The sequence below is a fragment of the Kitasatospora sp. NPDC086009 genome, from assembly GCF_044540385.1.
Lineage (GTDB): Bacteria > Actinomycetota > Actinomycetes > Streptomycetales > Streptomycetaceae > Kitasatospora.
The window spans coordinates 1-23,459 of record NZ_JBITSA010000039.1; the positions used below are offsets into that span (position 1 = coordinate 1).

Below are 23,459 nucleotides of genomic sequence, written 5' to 3' on the forward strand. Positions count from 1 at the left end.
GGTCAGGCCCCCACCCTGCGCATACCGCACACCATTGACATACCGCAGGGATCACTACCTGTCACCACCGACAACAGAACGAAAACCTCAGTAGCGGCACGCCACACACGCTCCGCCGCCCCTCCGACAAGAGCCCACGCCGCGCCGCCCGGCCTGCTGCGCGAGACGGCGATCCGCGAAGATCGATGGCGGACAAGGTGCGCCCCTGGCCCCACCGACCCGCGGGTGCTCAGCTACCCGAGCGGGTGGTGCTGGGCAGCATCACAGGATCTTGCTCACCGAGGTCGTCCACCCCGCCGCAGTGAAGCTGACCTGGGCCGAGCGCCGCGCGGCCTGCGTGTGGGCCTTCGGCCTGGTGCTCGCCCCCGACCCGTACGAAGCAGGCCTATCACCTGTCGAGGACTGCTACGCCGAGTGCGCCGGCCAGGAGGACGGCGACATCCTGATCGTCACCGACGACAGCATCACGCTCATCCCAAGCAACCCGTATGAGTCCACACCGTCCGCTTCCACACCCTGAGTGCGGTGATCCTGACGAGCGGCGTGGTCGCCGAAACCGTCGTCGTCGCCGCGGCCGACCGGCGGGCTGCTGCTGTTCAGCCGGCCGGGGTGACGGCGTGTGGGAAGACGTCGACGCCGGGCCCCTGGTGGTGGGGCTGGAATGCTGCGCTCAGGAACGGCGTCCAGCCCAATGACCCGAAACGTGATGTTCCGGCCACTGGGCGTGTCGTTCAAGTCGCTTAGAAGGCAGTTAGGTTCGACAAGGCCTCTCCGCCGTCTCCGCCCTGCCTGATACTCCGTCAGGCGTGCGGGGCGAATTCATCGCCGCTGCGGGTCGGGGACGAACCGGGGCAGGCGGCCATGCTCGTGGGAGGGGAACAGTGGCAGCTCAGGAATCCCTGCTCAAAGTGTACGGGGACCGGTCCTACCGGCACGTGACGATGGCGCGGCACCAGGGCACGACCGTCGCGTTCGCGATGGACGCGTCCCTGCGGATCGTCTACTCCGTGCTGGACCTGGCCGGGCAGCAGGTGAAGGGCGACACGGACGCCGCGTACTGGAGCGAGAACCCGGTCGAGCTGGCCTTCCCCCGGGAGCTGGCCGAGGTGGGCTACGCCGTCGTCGGGGCGACGGCGATGCCCACGGTCAAGCGCGGCGGAGCCGAGGCGGCAGCCGACGAGCGGCCCACGGCCGGCGAGATCGACCCGTACCTGTCGACGACCGCACGGCTGACGGCCGACGCCCCGTTCCACGTCATCTCCGACGGCACGTCCGTGGTGGTGATGCGCCAGTCGATCGGCGAGTCCGACCCGGCCGCGGTGTACAAGCTGACCGGCGGCGGCTGCTCCGGGAACGGGTCCAGGACCGACTACGTGCTCAACGGCACGAAGAAGGTGCCGCTGGTACGCGACACCGTGCTGGTCGACCGGTTCCTGCTGGTGGACGGAAAGCTCAAGCCGGTCCTCGAGGTGCGCTACAAGCGCAGCCGGCACGCCACCCGTCCCGAGTCGGCCAAGGACAGCCTGGGCACCGAGGACATGGAGGGCAGGCCGTTCTACGAGCCGACCCAGGAACTGTCCTTCGTCCGGAACCTCACCCGCGGCCGGTTCGCCGCCGTCCTCGTGCCCACTGCGATCAACAACGTGCAGCGCTGGCAGCTGTTCGCCCACAACGACGCCACGGCCGGGTGGACTGCTTCAATGTCGAGCAGGGCGCCCAGGGCCTGTTCAACACCCAGGGCACCCGCTTCTACACCAGCCCCGACCAGGCCTACCGCGACTCGGTGTTCGAGCGCAGCCCGGGCACCTGCCCCTTCACCGGGCGCGAACTGGTGCCGGTCACGGGGAGCGAGGGGCACGCGGAGACCGCGGTCCGGCTGACCGGGTCGAACGACACCTACATCGACCTGGGCGATCCGGGGGTACTGCGCTTCGGTGGCCGGGCCTACTCGATCGAGGCCTGGGTCAAGCCCGCCAGCAACGGCGGACCGGTGCTGGCCCGGAGCGGGGAGTACCGGCTGGGCCTGGACGCTTCCGGGGCGGTCGGCCTCACCCACGAAGGTGCGCCCTCGGCGCTCACCTCCACCGAGAGGTGCCCACCGACGTCTACACCCACATCGCCGCCACCTTCGACGGAACGACCGCGAAGCTGTACGTCAACGGCGTGCCGTGCGGCAGCGCAGCGCTGCCCTTCACTCCGGTGACCGGCGTGGACACCCTGATCGGCAAGGACGTCACCGGCGGCACGGACGAACTGTTCGAGGGCGACCTCGACGAGCTGCGGATCTGGAACCGGGTACGGTCCGATACCGAGCTCAAGGAGCAGCTGAACCACCGCCTGATCGGCAACGAGGCGGGCCTGGTGGCCTACTACCGCTTCGACGAGGGTGACGGGAGCACCGTCTACGACCAGACGGACCGGGCCCTGCACGGCACGCTCGAGGGCGATGTCAGGTGGACCGGTTCGGACGCCCCGGTCGGCGACCACCCCGGGGTGCGGCGGGACAGCTTCGCCCTCAAGGGGCGCACGGTCGTGTCCGGCATGTCGGCCCTGCTCTACCACCAGCAGGAGAACGTCGTCGCCGGGTACCGGGCCGACCCCAAGCCCGCCAAGCGGCAGGCCCGGGTGATGCTGGCCTTCGCCGCCAAGTACGGCCAGGACCCGGCCGTGGTGACCCTGGACTTCGCCGTCGGCCGTGACGGCCGGCTCGCCCAGGCGCCGGACGTGCTGGATCCGGCGGTGCTCAAGCAGCCGACGAAGGGAACGGACTCGGAGCAGGTCAGCTCGCTGCAGCAGCTGATCAAGCGGCTGGAGCCGGAGATCGCCGACCTGCAGTCGAAGATCGGCCAGCTGTCCGGCGTGGCCGGCCTGCTGGCCGAGCGGCAGGCGGAGCACGACCGGTTGAAGCCAGCCTTCGACGACCTGGAGCGGCGCTACTTCGCCGAGAAGGACCTGCTCACCTCCTGGAACTACAACATCGAGCTCAAGAACCCGAAAGTGCTGGGCGGGAACACGTTCCGGAGCGTCCACTCCATCGACTCGGCCGGCGGCGGCCCCTCGGTGATCGTCACCCCTGACGTCCGCTCCAGCTGGCGGGTGGAGCCCGTCGGCCAGAGCCAGGACGGCAGGCCCTGCTACTGGGTGGTCAACAACCGCTCCGGCCAGGACCTGCACGTCATGGGCAACTCGATGTCGGAGAACACCCAGCTGAACGTGATCACCCGGGAACCGGCGAACCCGGCCGCTCAGTTCCAACTGGTCACCGAGGGAGAGTTCGTCCGCCTCGTCAACCGCGGCAGCCGGCTCGCGATCGGCGTGCCCGCCACCTCCCAGCAGATCCTCGTGGTCCAGGCGAAGGAGTGCCTGACGGCCGAGACGGGTCTGCTCCGCATGGTGCGCGCCGGCATGCGCTCGGGCCTGGACGTGACCTACCCGACGGCCAAGGCCCAGATGGACGCGGCGCGCGAGCTCCTCCAGGAGGCCCGGACGGCCAAGCAGCGGGTGGACGAACTCACCCTCACGCTCGCCGCCAAGCAGGTCGAACTCAAGGACGCCCAGAACAAGTTGGCCAACCTGTCGACCGCCCTGCAGGGCGACGACGACCTGACGGTGGCCATGCCGCTCCTCGCGGTGGACACCACCGGCCTGAGCCTGTCCGGCGGCCTGCTCGAATTCGCCCGGGGAACCGACAGGCCCGCGCTGCTCGACAGCGGCACCGGCAATGTCGTGCTGTACTTCCGCGGCGCCAACGACCAGTTCTTCGCCGCCTACTACGACACCGCCGTCATCCGCGGCACCCAGAGCCTGGCCGGGCGCGGCGGCACACTCGGCTTCCTCGCCCGCGACCCGGGCATCGCCCTGGGCAGCTGCACCATCAAGATCAGCGACGGCGACGCCCCCGGCCGCTGCGACCTCACCATCACCCTGGGCAACGAGACCGAGACTTGGCGGTCGCTACCCCGCAAGGCCGACCAGATGGCAGCCGCGCTGGCCGGCAACCCCGGCCGCCCGGTGACCGTCGGCGCGGTGGCCCGGGTGACCGGCAGCACCGTCGAACTGACCGGGGCCACGACCGCGGTCGTCCCGGCCAAGGCCCACCTGACGATCGGCAGCAACGGCTACGCCGTGGACGCCGACACCCCGATCGGCTCCAAGACACTGACTCTGACGACCTCGGCCACCGCGGTCAAGCCGGGCGACAAGATCAGCCTGGTCGGCTACGACTGGGCCCGCGCGGAGTCCACCCGGCCCGGGGTGCTGCTTTCGGCCGGTTCCCGGCTGGTCGGGCTCAGCGCCGGCGACGTCGACTCCGTGCCCAACGGCACGGCCAAGCCGACGATCACCGGCCGCGGCTGCCGCTGGCGGGCCGAGATGCCCGGCCGGGCCTTCCTGTTCGACGGCAAGGAGCAGTACCTGTCGCTTCCCGCCGGAAAGCAGCAGGACATCGCCCCGAGCGGCGACCTGACCATGGGGGCCTGGGTCAACCCCGAGTCCGGCCAGGGCCGGATCATCCACGCCAGGACGGACACGTCCGGGTACTCCCTGGCGCTCGCCCCGGTCGGCCTGCCCGTGAAGCAGTTCATCGGCGACACCAAGGTCGAGCTGACCGGCGCCCTCGACCTCGCGGGCCGGGACTTCACCGTCGAGCTGTGGGCCAAGCGCAACCAGGCCCGCGGCCGCCGGGAGCCGCTGCTGACCCACGGCGCCATGGACGGCCGGGTCGACCAGACCCTCCACCTGTGCTTCGAACCCGACGACACCTTCATGTTCGCCCTGTACGGCGACGCCGTGAAGACCGCCCAGCCCTATCCGGACCTCGAATGGCACCACTGGGCCGCGGTGAACAAGAACGCCACCCGCGAGCTGATCCTCTACCGGGACGGCCCGCGGCACCTCCACGGGGCCCTACACCGGCAACGGGCCGCTGGTGCTCGGCTACCAGCCCTTCACCAACCTCTACCTCGACGGACAGATCGACGAGGTCCGCGTCTTCGGACGGGTGCGCACCGCCCAGGAGATCTCCGCCCAGCGCTACCAGCGCCTGTCCGACCGGGAGCCCGGCCTCCTCGGCCGCTGGGCCTTCGACGGGCCGAGCACCTCGGCCTCACCGATCAAGGGATACCAGGTGGTGGCACGGGTCGGCGACCGCGTGCTGAGGTCGGCGGAGCGCTTCCCGTGCCACGAGTGGGCGCACCTCGCCGCGACCTTCACCCAGTCCTGGGCGCTGCGCCTGGACGGTGGCGAGGGCCTGGCGGTGGCCCCGCAGAACGCGCTGGACGTCCTGGAGGACCTCACCATCGAGGCGTTCGTCCAGGTCGACAAGCTCGGCAAGCCGATGGGCCTGCTCGCCAAGGGAGCGGTCGTCGACGGCGGCCGCGACGGCGTCCCCTACCAGCTGGGCCTCACCGCCGACGGCCGGGTGGAGTTCGCCTTCGCCGAGGCGGACGGGAAGGCCGTCCGCTACACCTCCGAGCGCGCCGTGGCGCCCGGGGTCTTCACCCGGGTCACCGTCGTGCGGGAGCGCCGCAAGCCCGAGGCCGCCGGGGCCCAGGCGGTCGCCGCCCCCCAGCCGGAGCAGGACATCCGCTTCTACCTCGACGGCGGGTCGGCCGGAAGCCACGTGTACCGGGGCCCCGGCGCGCAGTCGAACGGCCAGGGGGTGGAGATCGGTCGCGGGATGAGCGGCGTGCTGTGCGAGGTCAGGCTGTGGAACGCCGCGCGCCCGGCCGTCCAGCTCGGGCTGCCGACCACCGCGCGCGACAAGGGGCTGCTGGCGCGCTGGCCGTTCAACGAGAACACCGGCAACGTCACCTCCGACGTCTCCGGTTCCTTCCCGGCCAAGCTCCGGGGCGCCCGCTGGACCCGTGACGTCGACCCCGCCGCCAGTCCGCTGCGGCTCTACCGCAACGGCGAACCGCTGGCCGAAGGCCCGGTCACCGCGCAGGACACCACCCCCTGGGGCGACACCCAACTGACCCTCGGCGCCCGGCTGGTCGGCGGCAAGCCGACCGACCCGCTGACCGGAACGCTGGAGGAGGCGCGGATCTGGCGCACCGTCCGCACCCGCGAGCAGATCTCCGACAACCTGTTCGCCCGGTTGCGCGGCGACAAGCAGGACCTGCTCGGCTACTGGCCCTTCGACCGGGACTCCACCGAACCCGGCACCACGTCCGTGCGGGACGAGGGCCTGCGCGGCAACAACCTGGCCTTCTCCCCGAAGCGGCCGCGGATCCTGCTGTCCACCGCGCCCGTCTCCACCGACACCGCCCAGGTGCGATCCGCGCTCGCCGACGTCCGCACCCCCTTCCACGACAGCATCGCCGGCGCCCCCGGCGCCACCGAGTACGCCGACCTGCAGTACGACGCCAAGGGCGAGAAACCGCTCGGCGTGCTCAAGCGCTGCTACGGCTTCGTCCGGGAAGGCCGCTGGCACCTGGTCACCGGCTACAAGGTCGGCGACCTGACCACCGAATGGGTCGGCCAGGCCCAGTTCGACCCCCAGCTCATGGGCTACATCGAAGGCGCCCCGCCGGTCCCCTCGGAGAACCTCACCGACAAGCCCGACGGCTGGGCCGGCGCCTCCTCGGTGGAGTTCACCGAGCCCGACCAGGTGGTGCGCAGCCTGTCCTCCAACAAGAGCAGCAGCGTCAACACCGCCTTCGAGTTCGCGCTCGCCGCCGAGACCGACGCGAGCGTCATGTCGGTCACCGCGCCGCTCGGCGTCGGCATCGCGAAACCACTGGCCGAGGGCCAGATGAAGTTCGGGCTCTCGGGCGGCCTGGAGTTCTCCAACACCTGGAGCCAGGACACCAGCGTCAGCCAGGGCCAGAACACCACCCGCAAGACCAAGCTGACGCTGACCGGGTACCCGGAGGACTCCGCCAAGGTGCTGAACTCCGCCATCGGCCGGCGCTCGCCCCCGCCAACACCGGCCTCGCGCTGGTGCAGTCGCAGACCGCCAACGTCTTCGCGCTGCGCCTGGCGCACACCGGCGCCCTGGTCGCGTACCGGATGCCGCCCAACCCGGACATCCCGCTGGACTGGAACCTCATCCACTTCCCGATCAACCCCCGCTACATCAAGCAGGGCACCCTGGACGGCGCGGTCGGCTTCGACGACCGCGGCAAGGTCACCGACCCCGACTACCCCACCGCCACCGGCTACGGCGAGTACAGCTACTTCAAGCCGCGGGACGCCTACGCGCTCAAGCGCCGCATCACCCGCGACCAGCAGCGGATGCACGCCTTCTACGAGTCGGTCTCGACCGAGACCGGACACCACGCGGGCGACGACCCAGCCGAGGCCCAGGCCCGGTCGATCCTGCGCGGCATGGGCATGTCGGCCGATCCGCAGGCCGGCGGCCGCGGCGCCGGCGCCCGGGGCTTCTCGCACCGGGACCTGGTCAACACCTACGTCTGGACCGCGCAGGGCGGCTTCTTCGCCGAGACCACCGAGGCCACCGACGCCGTCAGCGAGACCACATCCGGCTCCTACAGCTTCAGCCAGCACGTCGGCGGCAACTTCTCCTTCAGCTTCGGGTTCCTCGACCTCGGCTGGAGCGGCTCGCTCGACGCCTCCCGCGGCGGAGGTTTCAGCGTCACCCGGGCCAAGGGCAAGGACTCCTCCCGGACCTTCGGCCTCGACGTCCAGTGCGCGCCCTCGGGCGACCTGCAGCGCCGCGACACCAACGGCAAGCCACTCTACGACGCGGCGGGCAAACCCGTCCTCGTGCCGGGCAAGGTGGACGCCTACCGCTTCCTCACCTTCTACCTCGGCGAGACCAGCGCCAACTTCGACGACTTCTACCACAAGGTCGTCGACCCCCAGTGGCTGGCGGGCAGCGACGCGCCCGACGCCGCAGCCCTGCGGCAGTCCCGCCAGAACTCCGCCAAGCCCCCGTGCTGGCGGATCCTGCACCGGGTCACCTACGTCAGCCGCGTCCTCGCACCCGTCCCGCCGCCCGGCGCGCCGCCGCTCGAGAAGGCGATGCGCGCCGAGAACATCGACAGCAACTACGAGCTGATCAAGCGCCTCGAACCGTACGTGCGCCCCGCCGCCACCAGCACCGGCAGCCTGGCCACCGCCACCCGCGACGTGCTCACGACCCAACTGCCCGAACTCCTACCTCACGCCACCGAGATCACCGACTACCTCACCCGCTACTTCGGAATAGAGAACTGACCTCCACCCGGCCCCTCCGGCAGCGCCGGAGGGGCCGGGCCGGGGTGGGCGGGGGCACCAGGGTGTACGGGGTCGCGGTCAGCTGTCGGCGGCGTGCCGGCGACGTGAGAGCGCCACCAGGACAGCACCAGCAGCAACGGCCGCGGCGGCGCCTTCCAGCAGCCGCGCCCGGTGCCCGGGCGGCGCCTCTGCCAGGGCGGCGGCGGGGGCGGTCGCCTGCGGTGTTTGCAGTGTGGTCTTGGCGCGGCGGCGGTGCGCGGCCGAGCGGCACGTCGACCCGCAGAAGCGGGGCGAGCGCCCGGTGCCGGCCGGTTGCAGCGCGCGGCCGCACGCCTCGCAGGCGCCTGTAGGCTGCGGCGGCAGGTCGCACGCCGGGCCAGCTGGCACTCTGGCGGGTTTCGTTGCCGCAACGCGACCCCGGCCCGGGGGCGGCCCGTGGAACGGGGCGGCGTTTCGGTGCCACCACGAAACCCGCCGGGACAACTACGGCTGCGGATGTTCCAGGTGCAGGGCAGCCAGGACATGGTCGCGCCAGGGGCCGGGGTCGTTGCGCGCGTCAGCGCCGAGGAGGAGTCCGTCGCTGACGGCGTGCCAGCCGCCGGCCGGACTCAGCTCGACCCAGCCCCTGACGTGGCCGTGGTCAAGCACCCCGTAGGCACTGCCATCGCTCGCGCGGCCGGAGAGCTGCCATCCCGGTGCCAGGTCGAGGACGGGCTCGCAGCCGCCGAGCGTCAGGGCGAGCGGCGCGATGAGCGACGCGGACCGTGCCCGCTGAGTGGGAACGGTGGCACCGGGGCCGGCGGCCAGAGCGGCCTGGCGCAGCAGGCCTCGGTACGGGGCGGACAAGGTGGTGGTGAACTGCTCGGCCGTGGCCGAGGGATCCGGACCGTTGTCGAGGTCCTCGGCGAACTGTGTGGCGGTGCCGTGGATCGCGGCGGCCAGCCGCAGGAACTCACCCAGCGGCCCGTCGCGGTCCGTGGCGCGAGTGCCTGCGGCACGCGCGGCGGCGAGCTGCTGTGCGGCGGATGCGGCTCGGCGCCCGCGGTACGCCTTCGACTGGCAGGAGGGCGAGCAGTAGGCCGGCTTCTGACCCGCTCCTCCCGTCCGGAGCGTCGCCCCGCACACGGATCACGAGCTCGCGGGGCCGGATCCGCCGCTGGTGCCCGACCCCACCCGAACCTCTCCATCCGTAAGTGTCACGGAACAGAGCGTATCGGCCGGGGGCCGGTGCCCGTCCCTTCCCGGGCTATCCCCCGCCCTTACACGCGCCCTCTTACCCCACGCCGTCCTGCGGTTGTCCGGCGCGGCGTGCTGCGCGGGACAACCGGCGCCGGCACCCAGCGGACGTGCGCACAGCCGACCTCATCGCGGCAAGGTCAGCTCCGGTCGTCCGGCACTACGGAGACGGCGAGGCCGCCCGGGCCGAGCCGACGCCGGCCACCCGACACCACCGGCGGCTCGCCCGTGGGGGCCGGCTCCGGCTCCAGGAACGGGGCCCGCTCGACCGCGAGCAGCCGGGCCCCGCCGGACGGCTGGACGGGGGTGTCGATGGCGGGCTGCTACAACGACCGCCGGGGCTGATCATTCATGAATGACAGTCTGTCACCGGAGCGGTCCGGGGCGGGCGGCCCATCGGACTTGCCCGTCGGGCGGGGCGTGATCTTGCTGGCCCTGGCGAGTTCACCGGTCATGAGAGGATGTTAAGTCCGTTTCTGGATGATCTGGTGTCGCTCGTTCGTGCGTACGGAGCTGTTCGGCCGACTTGTATGTCGTGTGCATGATGGGGTCGGGGTATGGAACGGATTCCGTACTCAACGGACTTGTCGGACGGGCAGTGGGCCTTGATCGAGCTGCTGGTCACCGCCTGGAAGTAGGAGCGGGTGTCGCGGTCGGCGACGGGAGACCCGGCTCCTGCGACCTGCGCGAGGTCGTGAACGCACTGCTGTACCAGAACCGGACAGGGTGTCAGTGGTGGCTCCTGCCACACGACTTACCGACTTGGTCAGCGGTGTTCTACTACTTCACCCTGTGGCGCCAGGACGGTCGTAACCAGCGGATCCGGGAAATCCTGCGCTGCCAGGTGCGGGAGCGGGCCCGGCGATTAGAGGACCCGTCCCTGGTGATCATCGACACCCAGTCCGTCCGCGCAGCGGCCGGAGTGCCGAAGGCGACCACGGGGCTGGATGCGCACAAGAAGAGGCCCGGCAGGAAGCGGGGACCGGCCGTCGACGTGCTGGGCCTGGTCATCGGCGTGGTGGTCCTCGCCGCCAGTGCGCACGACAACGAGGCCGGCATCGCCCTGCTGGACCAGGCGGCCGAACGATGCGGGATGCGCCTGGAGAAGGTCCCGGTCGACCAGGGCTTCAAGGACGCCGTGATCATCCACGGCGCGGTGAAGGACATCACCGTCGAGGTGGTCCGCCGCAACCCTGACAACGCGGGCAAGGGGTTCGTCCCGCAACCGAAGCGGTGGGTGGTCGAGCAGGTCAACGGCGGCTCATGCTCCACCGCCGCCTCGCCCGGGACTACGACCACCGGCCCGACAACGCCGCCTCCCGGGTCCACTGGGCCTCCACCGCTGGCATGCTCCGCCGCCTCACCACCCCCAGCCCCGCCTGGCGCGACGATGTCGAGCTGGCCGCGTGAACGCCTCTGAACTCCTGCGGCTGTTGCAGGTCGAACACGACGAGACTGCCGCACGCGCCGACTACCTGCGCGAGCAGATCGCGCAACTCACCGGTGCCCTGGCCGAGGTCGAGGCCCACCTCGCCGAGATCGCCACCACGGGCAAGGTCATCGACGGCCTCGCCCTGCCCGACCACGAACCGGCCCCTGCGGAGACTGCCACCGTCTACCAGCGCATCGTGACCGCCTTCAGCGAACATCCCCGGCGGGTCTTCCAGGTTCGCGACCTGCACGAACTCCTCGCCGTGCCCACCGACGAGCCCTCGATCAACGTCACCCGCTCCCGCCTGGGACGACTCGTTCGTCAGGGACTCCTCGAACAACCCGGACGCGCCCGCTACCAGAAACGGACTTAACGTCCTCTCATAGCGTCACGACCGTCTCACTGGACTTGAAATCTTCCGAGCGGAAGTGATTGCGTCCCTGGGCCTCACCCGACCCGTACCCGTGACGTTCGCCGAGGCCGAGGCTGTCATCGACGAAGACGGCCACGGAGGGAGAGGCCGAGGACAATCCGGACGAACTGGTGGTAGCCGCAGGCCAACCCACCCGAGTAGCGCGAGAGCTGAACGGCAGTCTCCGGTCCATCACCCGGCCCGACCGCCCCGCTGCGGGTGGCTGCTGAGGTTCACCCGGCGCAGGAGGGGACCGCCTGGCCGACATCCGAACGTAGCGTGGTGCCCCCTACGACGAAGAACGCCAGAACGAGGTCATGGGCGCCGGGAACGATGCAACCGGCCGGCGCGTCGGAGGCTGTGTTGGTCAGCAGCCGGCGCTGCAGCAGCTGCTCGGCACTTCGCAGGTGGACCCTCACGGTGGCGGGGTTGAGGCCCACAAGATGGGCGGTGTCCTCGATACGGGCCTTGGCCTGGATCCAGGCCGACACAGTCTCGCGCAGCTGGCGCCGGTCGCTGTCCAGGCGGCCGAGGAACCGGTCAGCCCACTGTCGCACTGACGCGGTGTCCAGGATGTCGGTGGCCACGGGAGCGTCCGGGTCGTGCCGCAGGTGCGCGGTCGCGGCCCAGACCTCCAGGGCCAGGCCGACCAGAGCACGCTGCCACACGTCTTGGAGGTCGATTCCCAGCAGCGCGGCGGCCTCGGCACGTCGGCTGGTACCGACACATCACCCTGGCCATGCTCGCCCACGCCTACCTCGCAGTCATGGCAGCCGACGCGGCGACAAAGGGGGACGCAGAAGCGATTTCGGCGCTCCGGCCCCGCTCACCGTGGCAGAAGTCCGCCGGCTCCTGGCGCCTTGCCTCACCACGCACCACCGTTCCGGTCGGCCCCTTCACGCGCACCTGCTGAGCTGGTCGGGCTGGCGCCGCAGACGCCAAGCCCTCGCCCGCCACTGCCACTGCCACTGCCACTGCCAACGCCGACTGCACCCGGGAGAGGGACGCTCCGCGAAGACCGCCCCTGTCCCGCCAACAACCCGTTACACTCCCCACGACGCCTCTGAACAGGCCAGATAGCGAAGCGCTGCTGGAGTACTAGGGTCCGTCTTCAAATCTGATCAAGTGATGATCGATCATGGCGGTCATGGTGCGACGTCATGAGCTTTCGGATACCGAGTGGGATGTGCTGTCGCGGTTCCTGCCGAGGTCAGGATCTGCAGGTCGGCCGCGCTGTGACGACCGGGTGGTGCTGAACGGGATCGTGTGGAAGCTGCGGACCGGCTCGGCCTGGCGCGATGTGCCGGAGCGGTACGGCTCGTGGCAGACCCTGTACACGCGTTTTCGCAGGTGGGCGCTGGACGGCACGTTCTCGCGGATGCTGCGGGCGATCCAGGCGGAGAGGGATGCGGCCGGGGACATCGACTGGCTGGGGTCGGTCGACTCCACGATCGTGCGGGCCCACCAGCACGCCACCGGCGGCAAAAGGGGGCACTCGACCGGGACGAACGGGTGATCACGCCCTCGGCCAATCCCGTGGAGGACTGAGCACCAAGCTCCACCCGGCCTGCGAAGAACGCGGCCGCCCGCTCGGCTTCGTCCTCACGGGCGGAACACCTGGTTCCCGCTCACCCATACCTTCCTCGACATCTCCGAGGCCGACCTCACCCTCCGCCCTGACGGCACCTTCACCGCCGTCCTCCTCGGCCCCTCCCCGCTCCCCACCCTGGACGGCCACTGGCACGTCCACGACGGCCACCTCGCCACCGCCATCACCGTCTGCGGTAACCAGTCCCGGAGAAGCGGTTCCCACCACCGGTCGCACGGGAAGTCCTTCAGGAAGAGCGGAGCTGCGTCGCGTTCGTCCGGGAACACCTTTGCCCGCTCCCGGCGAACGCCGCCGGCCCTCGTCACCCGCCGACTCACCCCTCGCACCCGGGAGATCGCGATGACCGACAACCCGTCCGCGCAGCACGGCGTCCCGTCCTCACTCAACCCTGACCCGCTCCGTGACGAGCACCCCGAGATCGTGGACGGCGCGGCCGTCGACGGGAACATTCATGTCGGCTACTGGGACGGCCCGGCGGACGGACGGTCACTCGACCAGGCCACCGACCGGCTCACCGACCTCGTGGCGGGGCGGCTGGCCGCCGCACCCGGCCGCAGTCTGCTGGATGTCGGCTGCGGAACGGGACGGCCCGCGCTGCGCATCGCCCGGGCCACCGGTGGCCAGGTGTCAGGAATCTCGGTCAGCGCCGAGGACATCGCCCTCGCACGGACCCGGGCGGATGCCGCCGGGCTCGCCGACCGGGTGGACTTCCGGTACGCGGACGCCTGCGCACTGCCTTTCGAGTCCGCGTCCTTCGACGGTGCCTGGGCCATCGAGTCCATGATGCACATTCCCGACCGGACCGCCGCCCTCACCGAGATCGCCCGAACCCTGCGGCCCGGCAGCACGCTGGTCGTCACCGACGTGCTGCTCCGGTCGCCGGTGACCGGTGAGGCCGCGGAGACGGTCCGCCGGACCTGCCGGGCGTTCGGGTCCCCTGCGCTCCCCGAGCCGGCGGAGCTCCGCACGGCCCTCGACCGCGCCGGTCTGGAGGTTCTGGAGTTCCAGGACATCGGCGAGCACGTCCGGCGCACCTACCAGGCGTTCGCCGATGCCTTCGCGAATGTCACCCCCTCCGTGGACGACCCGCACTACGAGTTCTTCGACTTCGCCCGTTCCCTTCCCCGGTTCGGTGCCCTCGCGGAGATCGGCTACGCCTTCGTGGTCGCGCGCCGCCGGTGAACGGAGGCGCCGGCCGGGTCGGCGGGGCCGGAGGACGGCACCGCCGAGACCCGAAGGGCGGCCGATCCGGCCAATAAGGTTCCCTCACGATCCGTCAGCGGTGGCAGGAAAGAATCGCTCAAGAATCCGCTGCCGGCGCCCCGTCGCCATGGAACGGGCGGACCGGGCCGATACCGGTCCGTGCGCGGACAAGGCCCCGCCCCAGCGATTCCGCCGGGGCGGGGCCGCGGCACACACCGGGAGGCAATCCCTCAGCACGCGACCGTTCGCCGTGTCAAGTGGAACTCAAGGCGCCCCGAAGAAGTTCGTCCTCGCACCTGTTCTCCGAGATTCGGCTAACCTCGCGTAGTGGAGATGCAAGCTTCAGGTCGTTCATTCTCCAGTTCGAATCCAGACCGCTTCATCCCGCCCCGACCCCGCCATTCGGACTGCTCGACCCCCCGCCCGTTCGACCGTTCGTACGGGAATACTGATTCCGAAAACCCGTTCCCGTCCGAGCGCGACGGGGGACCCTCATGACCGGGGCAGCCCAGCCCCGACCGGTGGTGGGCGCACTGATCCGTGATCCGGCCGGCCGGATCTTCGTCCAACGCCGCTCGGCCGACCGCTCCCTCTTCCCCGGCTGCTGGGACGTGGTCGGTGGAGCCGTGGAACCAGGGGAGTCCCTCCTGGACGCGCTCCGCAGGGAGATATTGGAAGAGACGGGGTGGCGGTTGCGCCGCGTTCTCGCCCGGGTGGCACACACGGAGTGGACGGGGGACGGCATACGGTACATCGAGTCGGACTACCTCGTCGAGGTGGACGGGGACCTCTCCTCGCCCGCACTCGAACGGAACAAGCACACCGAGTTCGCCTGGCTGGCCGCCGAGGACGTCACGCTGCTCGACGAGAACACACTGCGCAGCGGCAGCACCTTCATCAAGGACGTCGTGACCGCGGCACACGCTTGGCGCGCCGACCCTCCGGGGAGCCGCACGGCTCTCTGAACCGTCTGCGGACACGTAAGTTCGATCCGGGCTGCACAACCCTTTCCCGACTTCCCACGTCATCGTCGAGCGGTGTTCTGCGAGGGGAATATTCTGCATGCCCGGCGACAGGCTGAAGGACATCCGTCCGCGACCACGAGTGCTGATGATCGGATTTGCCGGGCACCAAGGAAGGGAGTACCTGCCGATCGTACAGGAGATTGCCGATATCGTCGGCGGCGTCGACTCCGCCCCGCCCGCCGTGCCACTCGCCGACGAATGGGGATTCCCGTACTACGGGAGCCTCGACGACGCACTGAAAGCCGTCGACTTCGACGCCGCAGTGGTCACCGTGCCGCACGGCGAGCATTTCCCGGTCTGTACGCGGCTGCTGGCGCACGGCAGGCACGTCATCAAGGAGAAGCCGTTCGCGGTCACCGAACCCGAAGCGCGCCAGCTGATACAACTCGCGCAGCAGGCCGACCGCAGCATCTTCACCCTGCTGCAACGGAACTTCGACCCGGTGTTCCGGTTCGCCCGGGACAACCTCCCGCGGATCGGGAGGCCCTACTGGTTCTCCTACGACTACCACTTCAACCTGGCCCGTCCGACCACGGGTTGGCGCGCGTCCCGCGAGCAGGCAAGGGGCGGTGTGCTCCTCGACATGGGCTACCACCTCGTCGACGTGCTCAACGGGATGTTCCCCGAAACCCCCCGGGTGCACTCAGCCTTCGTGCACCAGTACCAGGAGACCCGGGACCGCCGACTGGAGGACCTGGTCGCCCTCCTGTGCAGCTACCCGTCGAGGGGGCTGGCGGGCTCGCTGCGCATCTCGCGCCACAGCCTCGCGAAGACCGAACAGCTCTGCGTGCTCGGTTCGGAAGGCGCGTTGAACGTCGCCCCCGGGGCGGCCACCCTGCACGCCGTCGGAGGGGCCCAGTTGGAACGCTACGCCCCGGAAGGATCCAGGACGGACATCACGCGCTCCATGTTCAGCCACTATCTGGACCGCCTGGAGGACCGCGACTACCGCCGGGACCACCTCCTGCGTCAACTCGCCACCGTCCGCACGATCGACGGAATCTACCGGGCCCGGTCGGGCGGGACGAGCGGACTCACCGACCGATGCGCCTGACCCACCCCGCACGGACAGGAAGAGAGCACATGAGCACCGACGAACGGCTCGCCCTTCTCGAGGGCGCACCCGCCATCTCGCGGCCGCTGCCCCACGAGGTGTGGCCGCCCCCCGCAGACGAGGCGGAGCTGTCCGAGCTGGCCGCGCAGCGGAACACCGACATCTCCATCAAGGGCAACAGCGGCCCCATCGGCCGGCTCGAAGCCGACTTCCTCGCCTTCCTGAACGGCGGCGCCCGCTACGCGGTCACCTTCAACTCCGGCACCAGCGCGCTCCTCGCCGCCTACTTCGCCCTCGGCGTACGCGAGGGGGTGGACGTCGTGGGACCGGCGCTCACCTACCACGCCGCGCTGAGCCCCGTCTTCGCGCTGCGCGGTGACGTGGTCCTCGCCGACATCGACCCCGACACCCGGGGCCTGGACCCCAAGGCACTCCAGGCCGCGCTGACCGAACACACCAAGGTCGTCACCGTCGTCCACCAGTGGGGCCACCCCTGCGACATGGACGCGATCCTGTCGATCGCCGAACGGCACGGGCTGCGCGTCCTGGAGGACTGCTCCCATGCCCACGGCAGCCGCTACAAGGGCCGGCCGGTCGGCACCTTCGGCGACGCCGCCGTCTTCTCCCTCCAGGCCAACAAGGCCGTCTACGCCGGAGAAGGCGGCATCCTCGTCACCAGCGACCCCGGGATCCAGGACCGCGCCACCCTCCTCGGGCACTACCGGGACCGCTCCCGGGACTCCGTCCTCGACGAGGACCTGCGGGCCCACTGGGTCACGGGCTTCGGACTCAAGCTGCGCATGTCACCGTTCAACGCCATCGTCGCCCGGCATGCCCTCGCCGCCTTCCCCGCCCGCAAGGAGGCCCGGCACCGGTGCCTGCGGCACCTCGGCGAGCAACTCTCCGACGTGGAGTACCTGCAGCGGGTCCATGTCGCCGACCACGTCGACATGGGCGCCTGGTACGGCTACAAGCCGCTCTACCGGCCCCAGGCACTGGGTGGCGTGCCGCGCTCGGTGCTCATCCGGGCGCTGCGCGCCGAGGGCATGGAGGTCGGCGCCCCCTCCGGCCCCCGGCTGTCCACCCTGCCGCTCTACGCCCGCCCCGAGAACCCCCTCTTCCCCGGAGTCCCGAAGAAGGCCACCACGCCGGGGGCCGACTCGCAGGCCGAGCACGTCGAGCAGCACGCGCTCTCCCTGCCGACCTTCACCGCCTGGCCCGACGACAAGGCGCTCATCGACCAGTACGCCGAGGCGTTCCGCAAGATCGGCCGTCACCGCGAAGCGCTGGTCCGGTACGCCGCCGAGCTGCCCCGATGACCGGAACCGCACCACCGAAGAGGGAGTGGGCATGACTGTCGAAGAGTCGCCGGAGGACGTCGCGAGGGCCCTCCAGCACGCTCTCGCCGGTGACGACCTGCCGGACACCTTCACCCTGCTGGGACGGGAATGGAGCCTGCACCGGGGTGTCTGGCCCAGCACGCTGAGCGCGGCCACCGAGGTGATGGCCTCGGTGGTGCCCTATCCCCGGGACGGCTCGTTCCTGGAGGTCGGCTGCGGTACGGGCGTCATCGCCGTCACCGCCGCACTCAGCGGCTGTGCCTCCGTCACCGCGCTGGACATCAACGAGAAGGCCGTGGCCAATACCGTCGCCAACGCCGAGCGGCACGGTGTGGGCGACCGGGTCCGCGTCCTCCACAGCGACATGTACGCGGCGCTCGATCCCCTGAGCCGCTTCGACACGATCTTCTGGAACGTGCCCTGGACCTATGTGGAGGACGGCTTCGCCCTCTCCAGCGACATCCACTCCGCCGTCTTCGACCCGGGCTACCAGGGTCAGGCCCGCTACCTCGCCGGGGCGCACGAGTACCTGACCGACGGCGGCCGGCTGCTGCTGGGCACCGCCCACCTCGGGGACCGTGAACGGCTCGACGTGCTCGCCGGTGCGGCCGGCCTGCGGATCGACATGCTGCGCAAGGTCCGCCGGATCGAGGAAGTAGGCGTCATGGAGTACCACCTGCTCGAACTGCGGACGAGGTGATCCGGTGACGCCGCCCGTGCCACCGGAGGACGATCTGGAACTGGCCCTCCGTCTGGGCGACCTCGCCGACGGGCTCACCGTCCACCGCTTCCACGCCCTCGACCTGCGGGTCCGGGAGAAGCCGGACCGTACACCCGTGACCGACGCGGACACCGCCGTCGAGACAGCCGTCCGCGAGGAACTGCGGGCCGCCCGCCCCGACGACGCGTTCGCCGGCGAGGAGACCGGCGGCTCCGTCTCCCCCGGGCGCACGTGGCTGGTCGACCCCATCGACGGCACCAAGAACTTCCTGCGCGGCGTACCGGTCTGGGCCACGTTGATCGCCCTTCTGGAGGACGGTCGCCCCACCGTCGGCGTGATCAGCGCCCCCGCCCTGCACAGCCGCTGGTGGGCAGCGGCAAACCGGGGCGCCTGGCTGCGCCGGGGACCGGCCGGCACCACCCCCGTGCACCTGGGGGTCTCCGGCCGCACCCGCCTCGACCAGGCGTACCTCTCCACCACCAGCACCCGGACCTGGGACGTCTTCCACTCACGTGCGGCCTATCTGCGCCTGGCCGAAGCCTGCTGGGAGGACCGTGCCTTCGGCGACTTCCTCCAGCACTGCATGGTCGCCGAAGGAACGCTCGACATCGCGGCCGAACCGGTCGTCAACCCCTGGGACATCGCCGCGGTACAGGTTCTGGTGGAGGAGGCCGGCGGCCTCTGCACCGACCTCCAGGGCGCCTCGCCCCGGAACGGCACCGGCGCCCTGTCCGCCAACCCGCGGTTGCACCGGCTCGCCCTGAAGGCTCTCTCGGCGCCGCCCGCAGCATCCGGGCCGCCCGGACCCTGAGCCCGCCCCGAACCGTCGGCCCATGAAACCGCCCCGAACCGTCGGACGCGGAACCCACCGAGAAACGGACCATCATGCTGATTCTTTCCCTCAAGGAAGGCCATGACGGGGCGATCGCGGCCGTCGACGACGGCAGGCTGCTCTTCTCCCTAGAGGCGGAGAAGGACTCGTTCCTCCGCTACAGCAATCCGACGGCCGAACTGTTCGCGACGGCGGCGGACCGGCTGGACAGGCAGCCCGACGTCGTCGCCGTGAGCGGCTGGATCAAGGGAACCCAGTGCACCGACCAGGCTTCGCGCGCAGGGTACTTCGGTGTGGGCGCAGCCGCGATCACGGACGAGGCCGGCCGGTTCTTCGGCAAGGCCGTGCGCGTCTTCTCGTCCACCCATGAGCGCTCCCACATCATGACGTCCTACGGCATGTCGGCACTCCGCCGGGACCAGCCCTTCTACAGCCTGGTGTGGGAGGGGAACATCGGCTCGTTCTACCGGATCGACCAGCACGGGAAGGTGACCCATCTCAAGGAGGTGCTCAACTACCCGGGCAACAAGTACTCCTACGGCTTCGCGCTCGCCGACCCGAAGTTCAGTCCGCACCAGGAGTTCGTCCGGTTCCAGGACGCGGGGAAGCAGATGGCCCTGGCCGGATTCGCCGAGAACCGGCCGGCGACCCGGGCGGAACAGGACGTCATCGACTTCGTCCTCGGCCAGAAGGAGGTCATCACCGGAAGCCTGAAGGACCGGATGACCGATTCCCCCTTCCACAACGTCGGTGTGGAATCGAGCGCGTACAAGAACCTGGCGGCCCGGCTCTCGGACGCCATCTTCGACCGCTTCCACGCGTACGCCCGGGAGTACCTGACCGAGGGATTCCCGCTGCTCATCTCCGGGGGCTGCGGGCTCAACTGCGAGTGGAACCGGCGCTGGCGCGAGTGCGGGCTCTTCCCCGCGGTCTTCGTTCCGCCGTGTCCCAACGACAGCGGCTCCGCGATCGGCACCGCCATCGACGCCCAGCACTTCTACACCGGGTCGGCCGACCTGGAGTGGGACGTCTACGCGGGCGGCGAATTCGTGGAGGACATCGAGTTCGACCCGCAGCGCTACGAGATCCGCCCGCTGGACCACGGCGAGGTCGCCCGCCACCTCCGCGACGGGAAGATCATCGGCTGGGCACGGGGCCGCTGGGAGATCGGCCCCCGCGCCCTCGGGAACCGGTCGATCCTGGCCGCTCCCTTCACCGAGGAGACCACGGTCAGGCTCAACAGGATCAAACAGCGCGAAAGCTACCGCCCCATCGCCCCGATCTGCCTGGAGCAGGAAGCGGGCCGCTGGTTCGGCGGTGGTCTCCCCGACCCCTACATGCTGTACTTCAGCCGGGTCGAATCCGCCGACCTGCGCGCGGTGACCCACGTCGACGGAACGGCCCGCACCCAGACCGTCGACCCGACCGCGAACCCGGCCATGGGTGCACTGCTGACCGCCTTCGGCGAACTCACCGGATTCAGCGTCCTCTGCAACACTTCGCTCAACTATTCGGGACGCGGGTTCATCAACCGGAGCAGCGACCTGATCGCCTACGGCAAGCTGCACGGACTGGACGGGTACGTCGTGAACGACGTCTTCGTCACACCGCGACGCTAGGGCCTGTTGCGAAAGTGGATCTCGACTTGCGATGATCATGATGTGGCGCGAGGGGATCTGACGGACCTGCAGTGGGCTCGGCTGGAGCCGTTGCTGCCGACAGGGAAGAAGCCGGGGAGGCCGCGAACGTGGACGCGTCGGCAGCTGATCGACGGGATGCGGTGGCGGACCCGGGCTGGCACGCCCTGGCGGGACGTCCCCGAGCTGTACGGTCCCTGGGACCGGGTCTACGACCTGTTCCGCCGTGGCAGCGCGACGGCACTTGGAAGCGGATCCTCGAGCAACTGCAGGTCCAGGCCGACGCGAAAGGCCTGATCACTTGGGATGTCAGCGTGGACTCGACCATCTGCCGTGCCCATCAGCACGCGGCCGGCGCGCGTAAAGAAGGGATCTGCAGCGCGAGCCGCCGGGCGGTATCGACACCGAGCCGGACGACCACGGCCTCGGACGCTCTCGGGGGGGGGTCTGACCACGAAGATCCGCCTCGCGACCGAGCAGGGGCAGAAGCCGCTGTCGCTTCTGATCACCGCCGGACACCGGCATGACAGCCCGCAGTTCCAGCCCGTCCTGGAATGCATCCGCGTCCCGCGCACCGGGCCGGGGCGACCACGCACCACACCCGACAAGGTCCGCGCCGACAAAGCCTACGGCTCCCGAGCGAACCGCTCCTACCTGCGCGGACGCGGGATCGGGTGCACCATCCCGGAGAAGGCCGACCAGGTCCGCAACCGCAAGAAGCTCGGCTCCCGAGGTGGTCGGCCACCGGTCTTCGACAAGGAGGACTACAAGGAGCGCCACGCGGTGGAATGCGGGATCAACCGCCTGAAACGGCATCGTGCGGTGGCGACACGGTACGACAAGCTTGCCGTGCGCTACGAGGCGACGGTCCTGGTCGCGGTCATCAACGAATGGCTGTGAGCAGGACGGTGCGGAGCCGAGAAACGGCGGGAAACACATGGAATGTCCCGCGGCGGCGACCTGCCACTCTGGCCGGGTGCTGCTCAAACTACTGAGGTTTTCAGGGTGCAGTCGGTGGGGTGAGCGGCAGGCCGGTGCCGGCCAGGCACCCATCGATAAGGGCGGGTCGAAGTTGGATGTGTCGCAGTCCGCGTCGAAGAGTGCGGGTGAGATGATCCGGATCGGTGAAAGCGGTGTTCGCTGTCGGGCCGCGACGCAGGAGCGACCACAGGCCTTCGACCGGATTGAGGTCCGGTGCGTATGAGGGCAGTTGGAACACGGTGAGCCACTCCTGCTTCGCCGCGTACTGCTTCATGCCGACGGCCAGGTGAGTGTTGAGATTGTCCCAGACCAGGACGATCGGGCCGCCGAGCTGAATGTGCGCACGGACGGCGAGATCGCGGTAATCGGTCCAGGCGAAGCTCTTGCGGGCTCCCTTGAGCGGCATGTGAAAGCGGGGCCGGTAGATCACCCTGCTCTGCTCGCCGGGCTTGTAGCAGCACAGCGCGGCCACCGAGATCCGGCGCCGGGAACGTCCCCGGACCCGGACCACGGGTGTGTGCCCGCGCCGGCCCCAGGTGCGGGCGCGCGGCGGCGTCATCGCGAACCCGGCCTCGTCCTCGAAGACGACCCAGGCTCCGAGCGCCGCCGCGGTGCTTTTGCCCGCGGCCACACCTCCTGTTTCCACAGCTCCACCGCGCGCTCGTCCCGCTCGAGCGCCCGGCGGGCCGGGGCCTGCCAGGACCAGCCGTGCCGCTTCAGCAACCGCCATACCGTCGCAATCGACAACGCCATCCGGAACCGGCGGCCGATCACCGCCTGGACCCGGACCAGCGTCCAGCGCTGGTCCTCGTACCCATGGGCGGCCGGACCTCTGCCCAACTCCGCCTCCAGCTCGGCGAACTGGGCCGCCGACAACTTCGGCACGCTCGCCGGACCCGCCGAGCGCAGGGCATCCGCACCACCCTCACGCCAGGACCGCCGCCAACGCTCCACCGACCGCTCGCTGACCCGCAGATCCCGGGCGATCGACGCGGTCTTCTCGCCCGCCTCGAACCGGGTACCGGCCTCCAGCCGCACCTGTTCACGAAACGCCCGCCGCTCAGCGGTCAGGCCCCCACCCTGCGCATACCGCACACCATTGACATACCGCAGGGATCACTACCTGTCACCACCGACAACAGAACGAAAACCTCAGTAACGGGTTCCAGTTGCTCGGGGAAGACCACCATCGCGCGTGCCATGGGTGAACGGCTCAGCGGGATCGTCGTGCACGACTTCGAGGAACTCGGTGTTCCGGACGGTGCGGACCGGATCTGGCGGAACCGCACGACCGAGATGTGGGTGTGCCGTGCCCTGGAGTACCAGCGGCGCGGACTCGATCTGGTGCTGACCGGCCAGTCTCCGCTCGGTGAGGTCCTGGCCGTTCCGTCGGCACCGCTGCTGGAGGGAATCGCGGTGTGTCTGGTCGACGTGTCCGACAAGATCCGGCGCCGCAGACTCACCGAACGCGATCCGGGCCGGTGGGATACCCCGGCTAACGGTCAGGCGGAAGAGATCAATATTCCAATCGGCGGACGCTCCGTCGGCCAGACCGCCCCAATCAAAGTGATCACATGCGACTCAATTTCGGTTGACGGTCAAACGATCAACCCTCCTACGGTCAGCGGATTTCTGTGAACTCTGAGGAATCGTTCACGCGGACCGCCTGAACATGCGGTGTCAGACCTGGGCCGACTCGACTTACTGACTTCGGCTCGTCAGGGTGAACTCTCCCGAAGTCCCTGATTGGTGGGGTGAGGTGGCTGTATCCGATGGTGTGTGAGATATGCGGATGG

At 70.0% G+C, this 23,459-nt stretch carries 17 protein-coding genes and 4 pseudogenes; 16 read left to right on the forward strand and 5 right to left on the reverse strand.

The features are described 5' to 3' along the window. Positions 1 to 271 precede the first annotated feature (271 nt). The 3 genes and pseudogenes from ACIF6L_RS38335 to ACIF6L_RS38345 form a co-directional block, all read left to right on the forward strand. A complete protein-coding gene (locus ACIF6L_RS38335) occupies positions 272 to 520 on the forward strand; it encodes a hypothetical protein (protein WP_396491894.1) in 249 nt (82 codons plus the stop codon). A gap of 361 nt (positions 521 to 881) precedes the next feature. Next, positions 882 to 1,880 (forward strand): hypothetical protein, encoded by a 999-nt coding sequence (locus tag ACIF6L_RS38340; protein WP_396491895.1) that lies wholly within the window; start codon positions 882 to 884, stop codon positions 1,878 to 1,880. 211 nt (positions 1,881 to 2,091) lie between these two features. Then, positions 2,092 to 6,067, forward strand: a pseudogene (locus tag ACIF6L_RS38345) (LamG-like jellyroll fold domain-containing protein); the annotation flags it as partial. A 443-nt stretch (positions 6,068 to 6,510) separates the two neighbouring features. Here the strand turns inward: ACIF6L_RS38345 and ACIF6L_RS38350 are convergent. Beyond that, complete coding sequence (locus ACIF6L_RS38350) at positions 6,511 to 6,903, reverse strand: hypothetical protein (protein WP_396491905.1); 393 nt, start codon at positions 6,901 to 6,903, stop codon at positions 6,511 to 6,513. A 39-nt stretch (positions 6,904 to 6,942) separates the two neighbouring features. Between ACIF6L_RS38350 and ACIF6L_RS38355 the strand changes: the two genes are divergently transcribed. After that, on the forward strand, positions 6,943 to 8,181 hold the full coding sequence (locus ACIF6L_RS38355; protein WP_396491906.1) for a hypothetical protein: 1,239 nt from the start codon (positions 6,943 to 6,945) through the stop codon (positions 8,179 to 8,181). 483 nt (positions 8,182 to 8,664) lie between these two features. Here the strand turns inward: ACIF6L_RS38355 and ACIF6L_RS38360 are convergent, their stop codons facing one another. After that, positions 8,665 to 9,306 (reverse strand): hypothetical protein, encoded by a 642-nt coding sequence (locus ACIF6L_RS38360; protein WP_396491896.1) that lies wholly within the window; start codon positions 9,304 to 9,306, stop codon positions 8,665 to 8,667. Positions 9,307 to 9,974: 668 nt separating this feature from the next. Between ACIF6L_RS38360 and ACIF6L_RS38365 the strand changes: the two are divergent. After that, positions 9,975 to 10,827, forward strand: a pseudogene (locus ACIF6L_RS38365) (IS5 family transposase). Further along, positions 10,824 to 11,222 carry a hypothetical protein gene (locus tag ACIF6L_RS38370; RefSeq protein WP_396491897.1) on the forward strand — a complete coding sequence of 133 codons (399 nt, stop codon included), beginning with the start codon at positions 10,824 to 10,826 and terminating at the stop codon, positions 11,220 to 11,222. The pseudogene ACIF6L_RS38365 and the gene ACIF6L_RS38370 overlap by 4 nt, the downstream one beginning before the upstream one ends. Positions 11,223 to 11,494: 272 nt before the next feature. Here the strand turns inward: ACIF6L_RS38370 and ACIF6L_RS38375 are convergent, their stop codons facing one another. After that, the gene (locus tag ACIF6L_RS38375; RefSeq protein WP_396491898.1) at positions 11,495 to 11,929 is read right to left on the reverse strand and encodes a hypothetical protein; all 435 of its coding nucleotides are present in this window, start codon (positions 11,927 to 11,929) and stop codon (positions 11,495 to 11,497) included. 470 nt (positions 11,930 to 12,399) lie between these two features. Here ACIF6L_RS38375 and ACIF6L_RS38380 point away from each other — a divergent pair. The 9 genes and pseudogenes from ACIF6L_RS38380 to ACIF6L_RS38420 form a co-directional block, all read left to right on the forward strand. Beyond that, positions 12,400 to 12,874 (forward strand): annotated as a pseudogene (locus ACIF6L_RS38380) (IS5 family transposase); the annotation flags it as partial. Positions 12,875 to 13,209: 335 nt separating this feature from the next. Further along, positions 13,210 to 14,052, forward strand: coding sequence for a methyltransferase domain-containing protein (locus tag ACIF6L_RS38385; RefSeq protein WP_329491941.1), 843 nt, complete (start codon positions 13,210 to 13,212; stop codon positions 14,050 to 14,052). A 515-nt stretch (positions 14,053 to 14,567) separates the two neighbouring features. Further along, complete coding sequence (locus tag ACIF6L_RS38390; RefSeq protein ID WP_396491899.1) at positions 14,568 to 15,038, forward strand: NUDIX hydrolase; 471 nt, start codon at positions 14,568 to 14,570, stop codon at positions 15,036 to 15,038. Positions 15,039 to 15,135: 97 nt separating this feature from the next. After that, complete coding sequence (locus ACIF6L_RS38395; RefSeq protein ID WP_396491900.1) at positions 15,136 to 16,152, forward strand: Gfo/Idh/MocA family protein; 1,017 nt, start codon at positions 15,136 to 15,138, stop codon at positions 16,150 to 16,152. Between the two features lie 29 nt (positions 16,153 to 16,181). Then, positions 16,182 to 17,471, forward strand: coding sequence for a DegT/DnrJ/EryC1/StrS family aminotransferase (locus tag ACIF6L_RS38400; RefSeq protein ID WP_396491901.1), 1,290 nt, complete (start codon positions 16,182 to 16,184; stop codon positions 17,469 to 17,471). Between the two features lie 31 nt (positions 17,472 to 17,502). Beyond that, positions 17,503 to 18,192 carry a methyltransferase gene (locus tag ACIF6L_RS38405; RefSeq protein ID WP_396491902.1) on the forward strand — a complete coding sequence of 230 codons (690 nt, stop codon included), beginning with the start codon at positions 17,503 to 17,505 and terminating at the stop codon, positions 18,190 to 18,192. Between the two features lie 4 nt (positions 18,193 to 18,196). Next, on the forward strand, positions 18,197 to 19,024 hold the full coding sequence (hisN, locus tag ACIF6L_RS38410; RefSeq protein ID WP_396491903.1) for a histidinol-phosphatase: 828 nt from the start codon (positions 18,197 to 18,199) through the stop codon (positions 19,022 to 19,024). A gap of 74 nt (positions 19,025 to 19,098) precedes the next feature. After that, on the forward strand, positions 19,099 to 20,664 hold the full coding sequence (locus ACIF6L_RS38415; protein WP_396491904.1) for a carbamoyltransferase C-terminal domain-containing protein: 1,566 nt from the start codon (positions 19,099 to 19,101) through the stop codon (positions 20,662 to 20,664). Between the two features lie 42 nt (positions 20,665 to 20,706). Further along, positions 20,707 to 21,582 (forward strand): annotated as a pseudogene (locus tag ACIF6L_RS38420) (IS5 family transposase). Between the two features lie 100 nt (positions 21,583 to 21,682). Here the strand turns inward: ACIF6L_RS38420 and ACIF6L_RS38425 are convergent. Both ACIF6L_RS38425 and ACIF6L_RS38430 read right to left on the reverse strand, forming a co-directional pair. Next, positions 21,683 to 22,222, reverse strand: a complete 540-nt coding sequence (locus ACIF6L_RS38425; protein ID WP_396492672.1) for a transposase — start codon at positions 22,220 to 22,222, stop codon at positions 21,683 to 21,685. Beyond that, on the reverse strand, positions 22,219 to 22,758 hold the full coding sequence (locus tag ACIF6L_RS38430; protein ID WP_396492668.1) for a winged helix-turn-helix domain-containing protein: 540 nt from the start codon (positions 22,756 to 22,758) through the stop codon (positions 22,219 to 22,221). The genes ACIF6L_RS38425 and ACIF6L_RS38430 overlap by 4 nt, the downstream gene beginning before the upstream one ends. 105 nt (positions 22,759 to 22,863) lie before the next feature. On the opposite strand from ACIF6L_RS38430, the gene ACIF6L_RS38435 reads away from it, so the two are divergent. After that, positions 22,864 to 23,301, forward strand: coding sequence for a hypothetical protein (locus ACIF6L_RS38435; protein WP_396492670.1), 438 nt, complete (start codon positions 22,864 to 22,866; stop codon positions 23,299 to 23,301). Positions 23,302 to 23,459 lie beyond the last annotated feature (158 nt).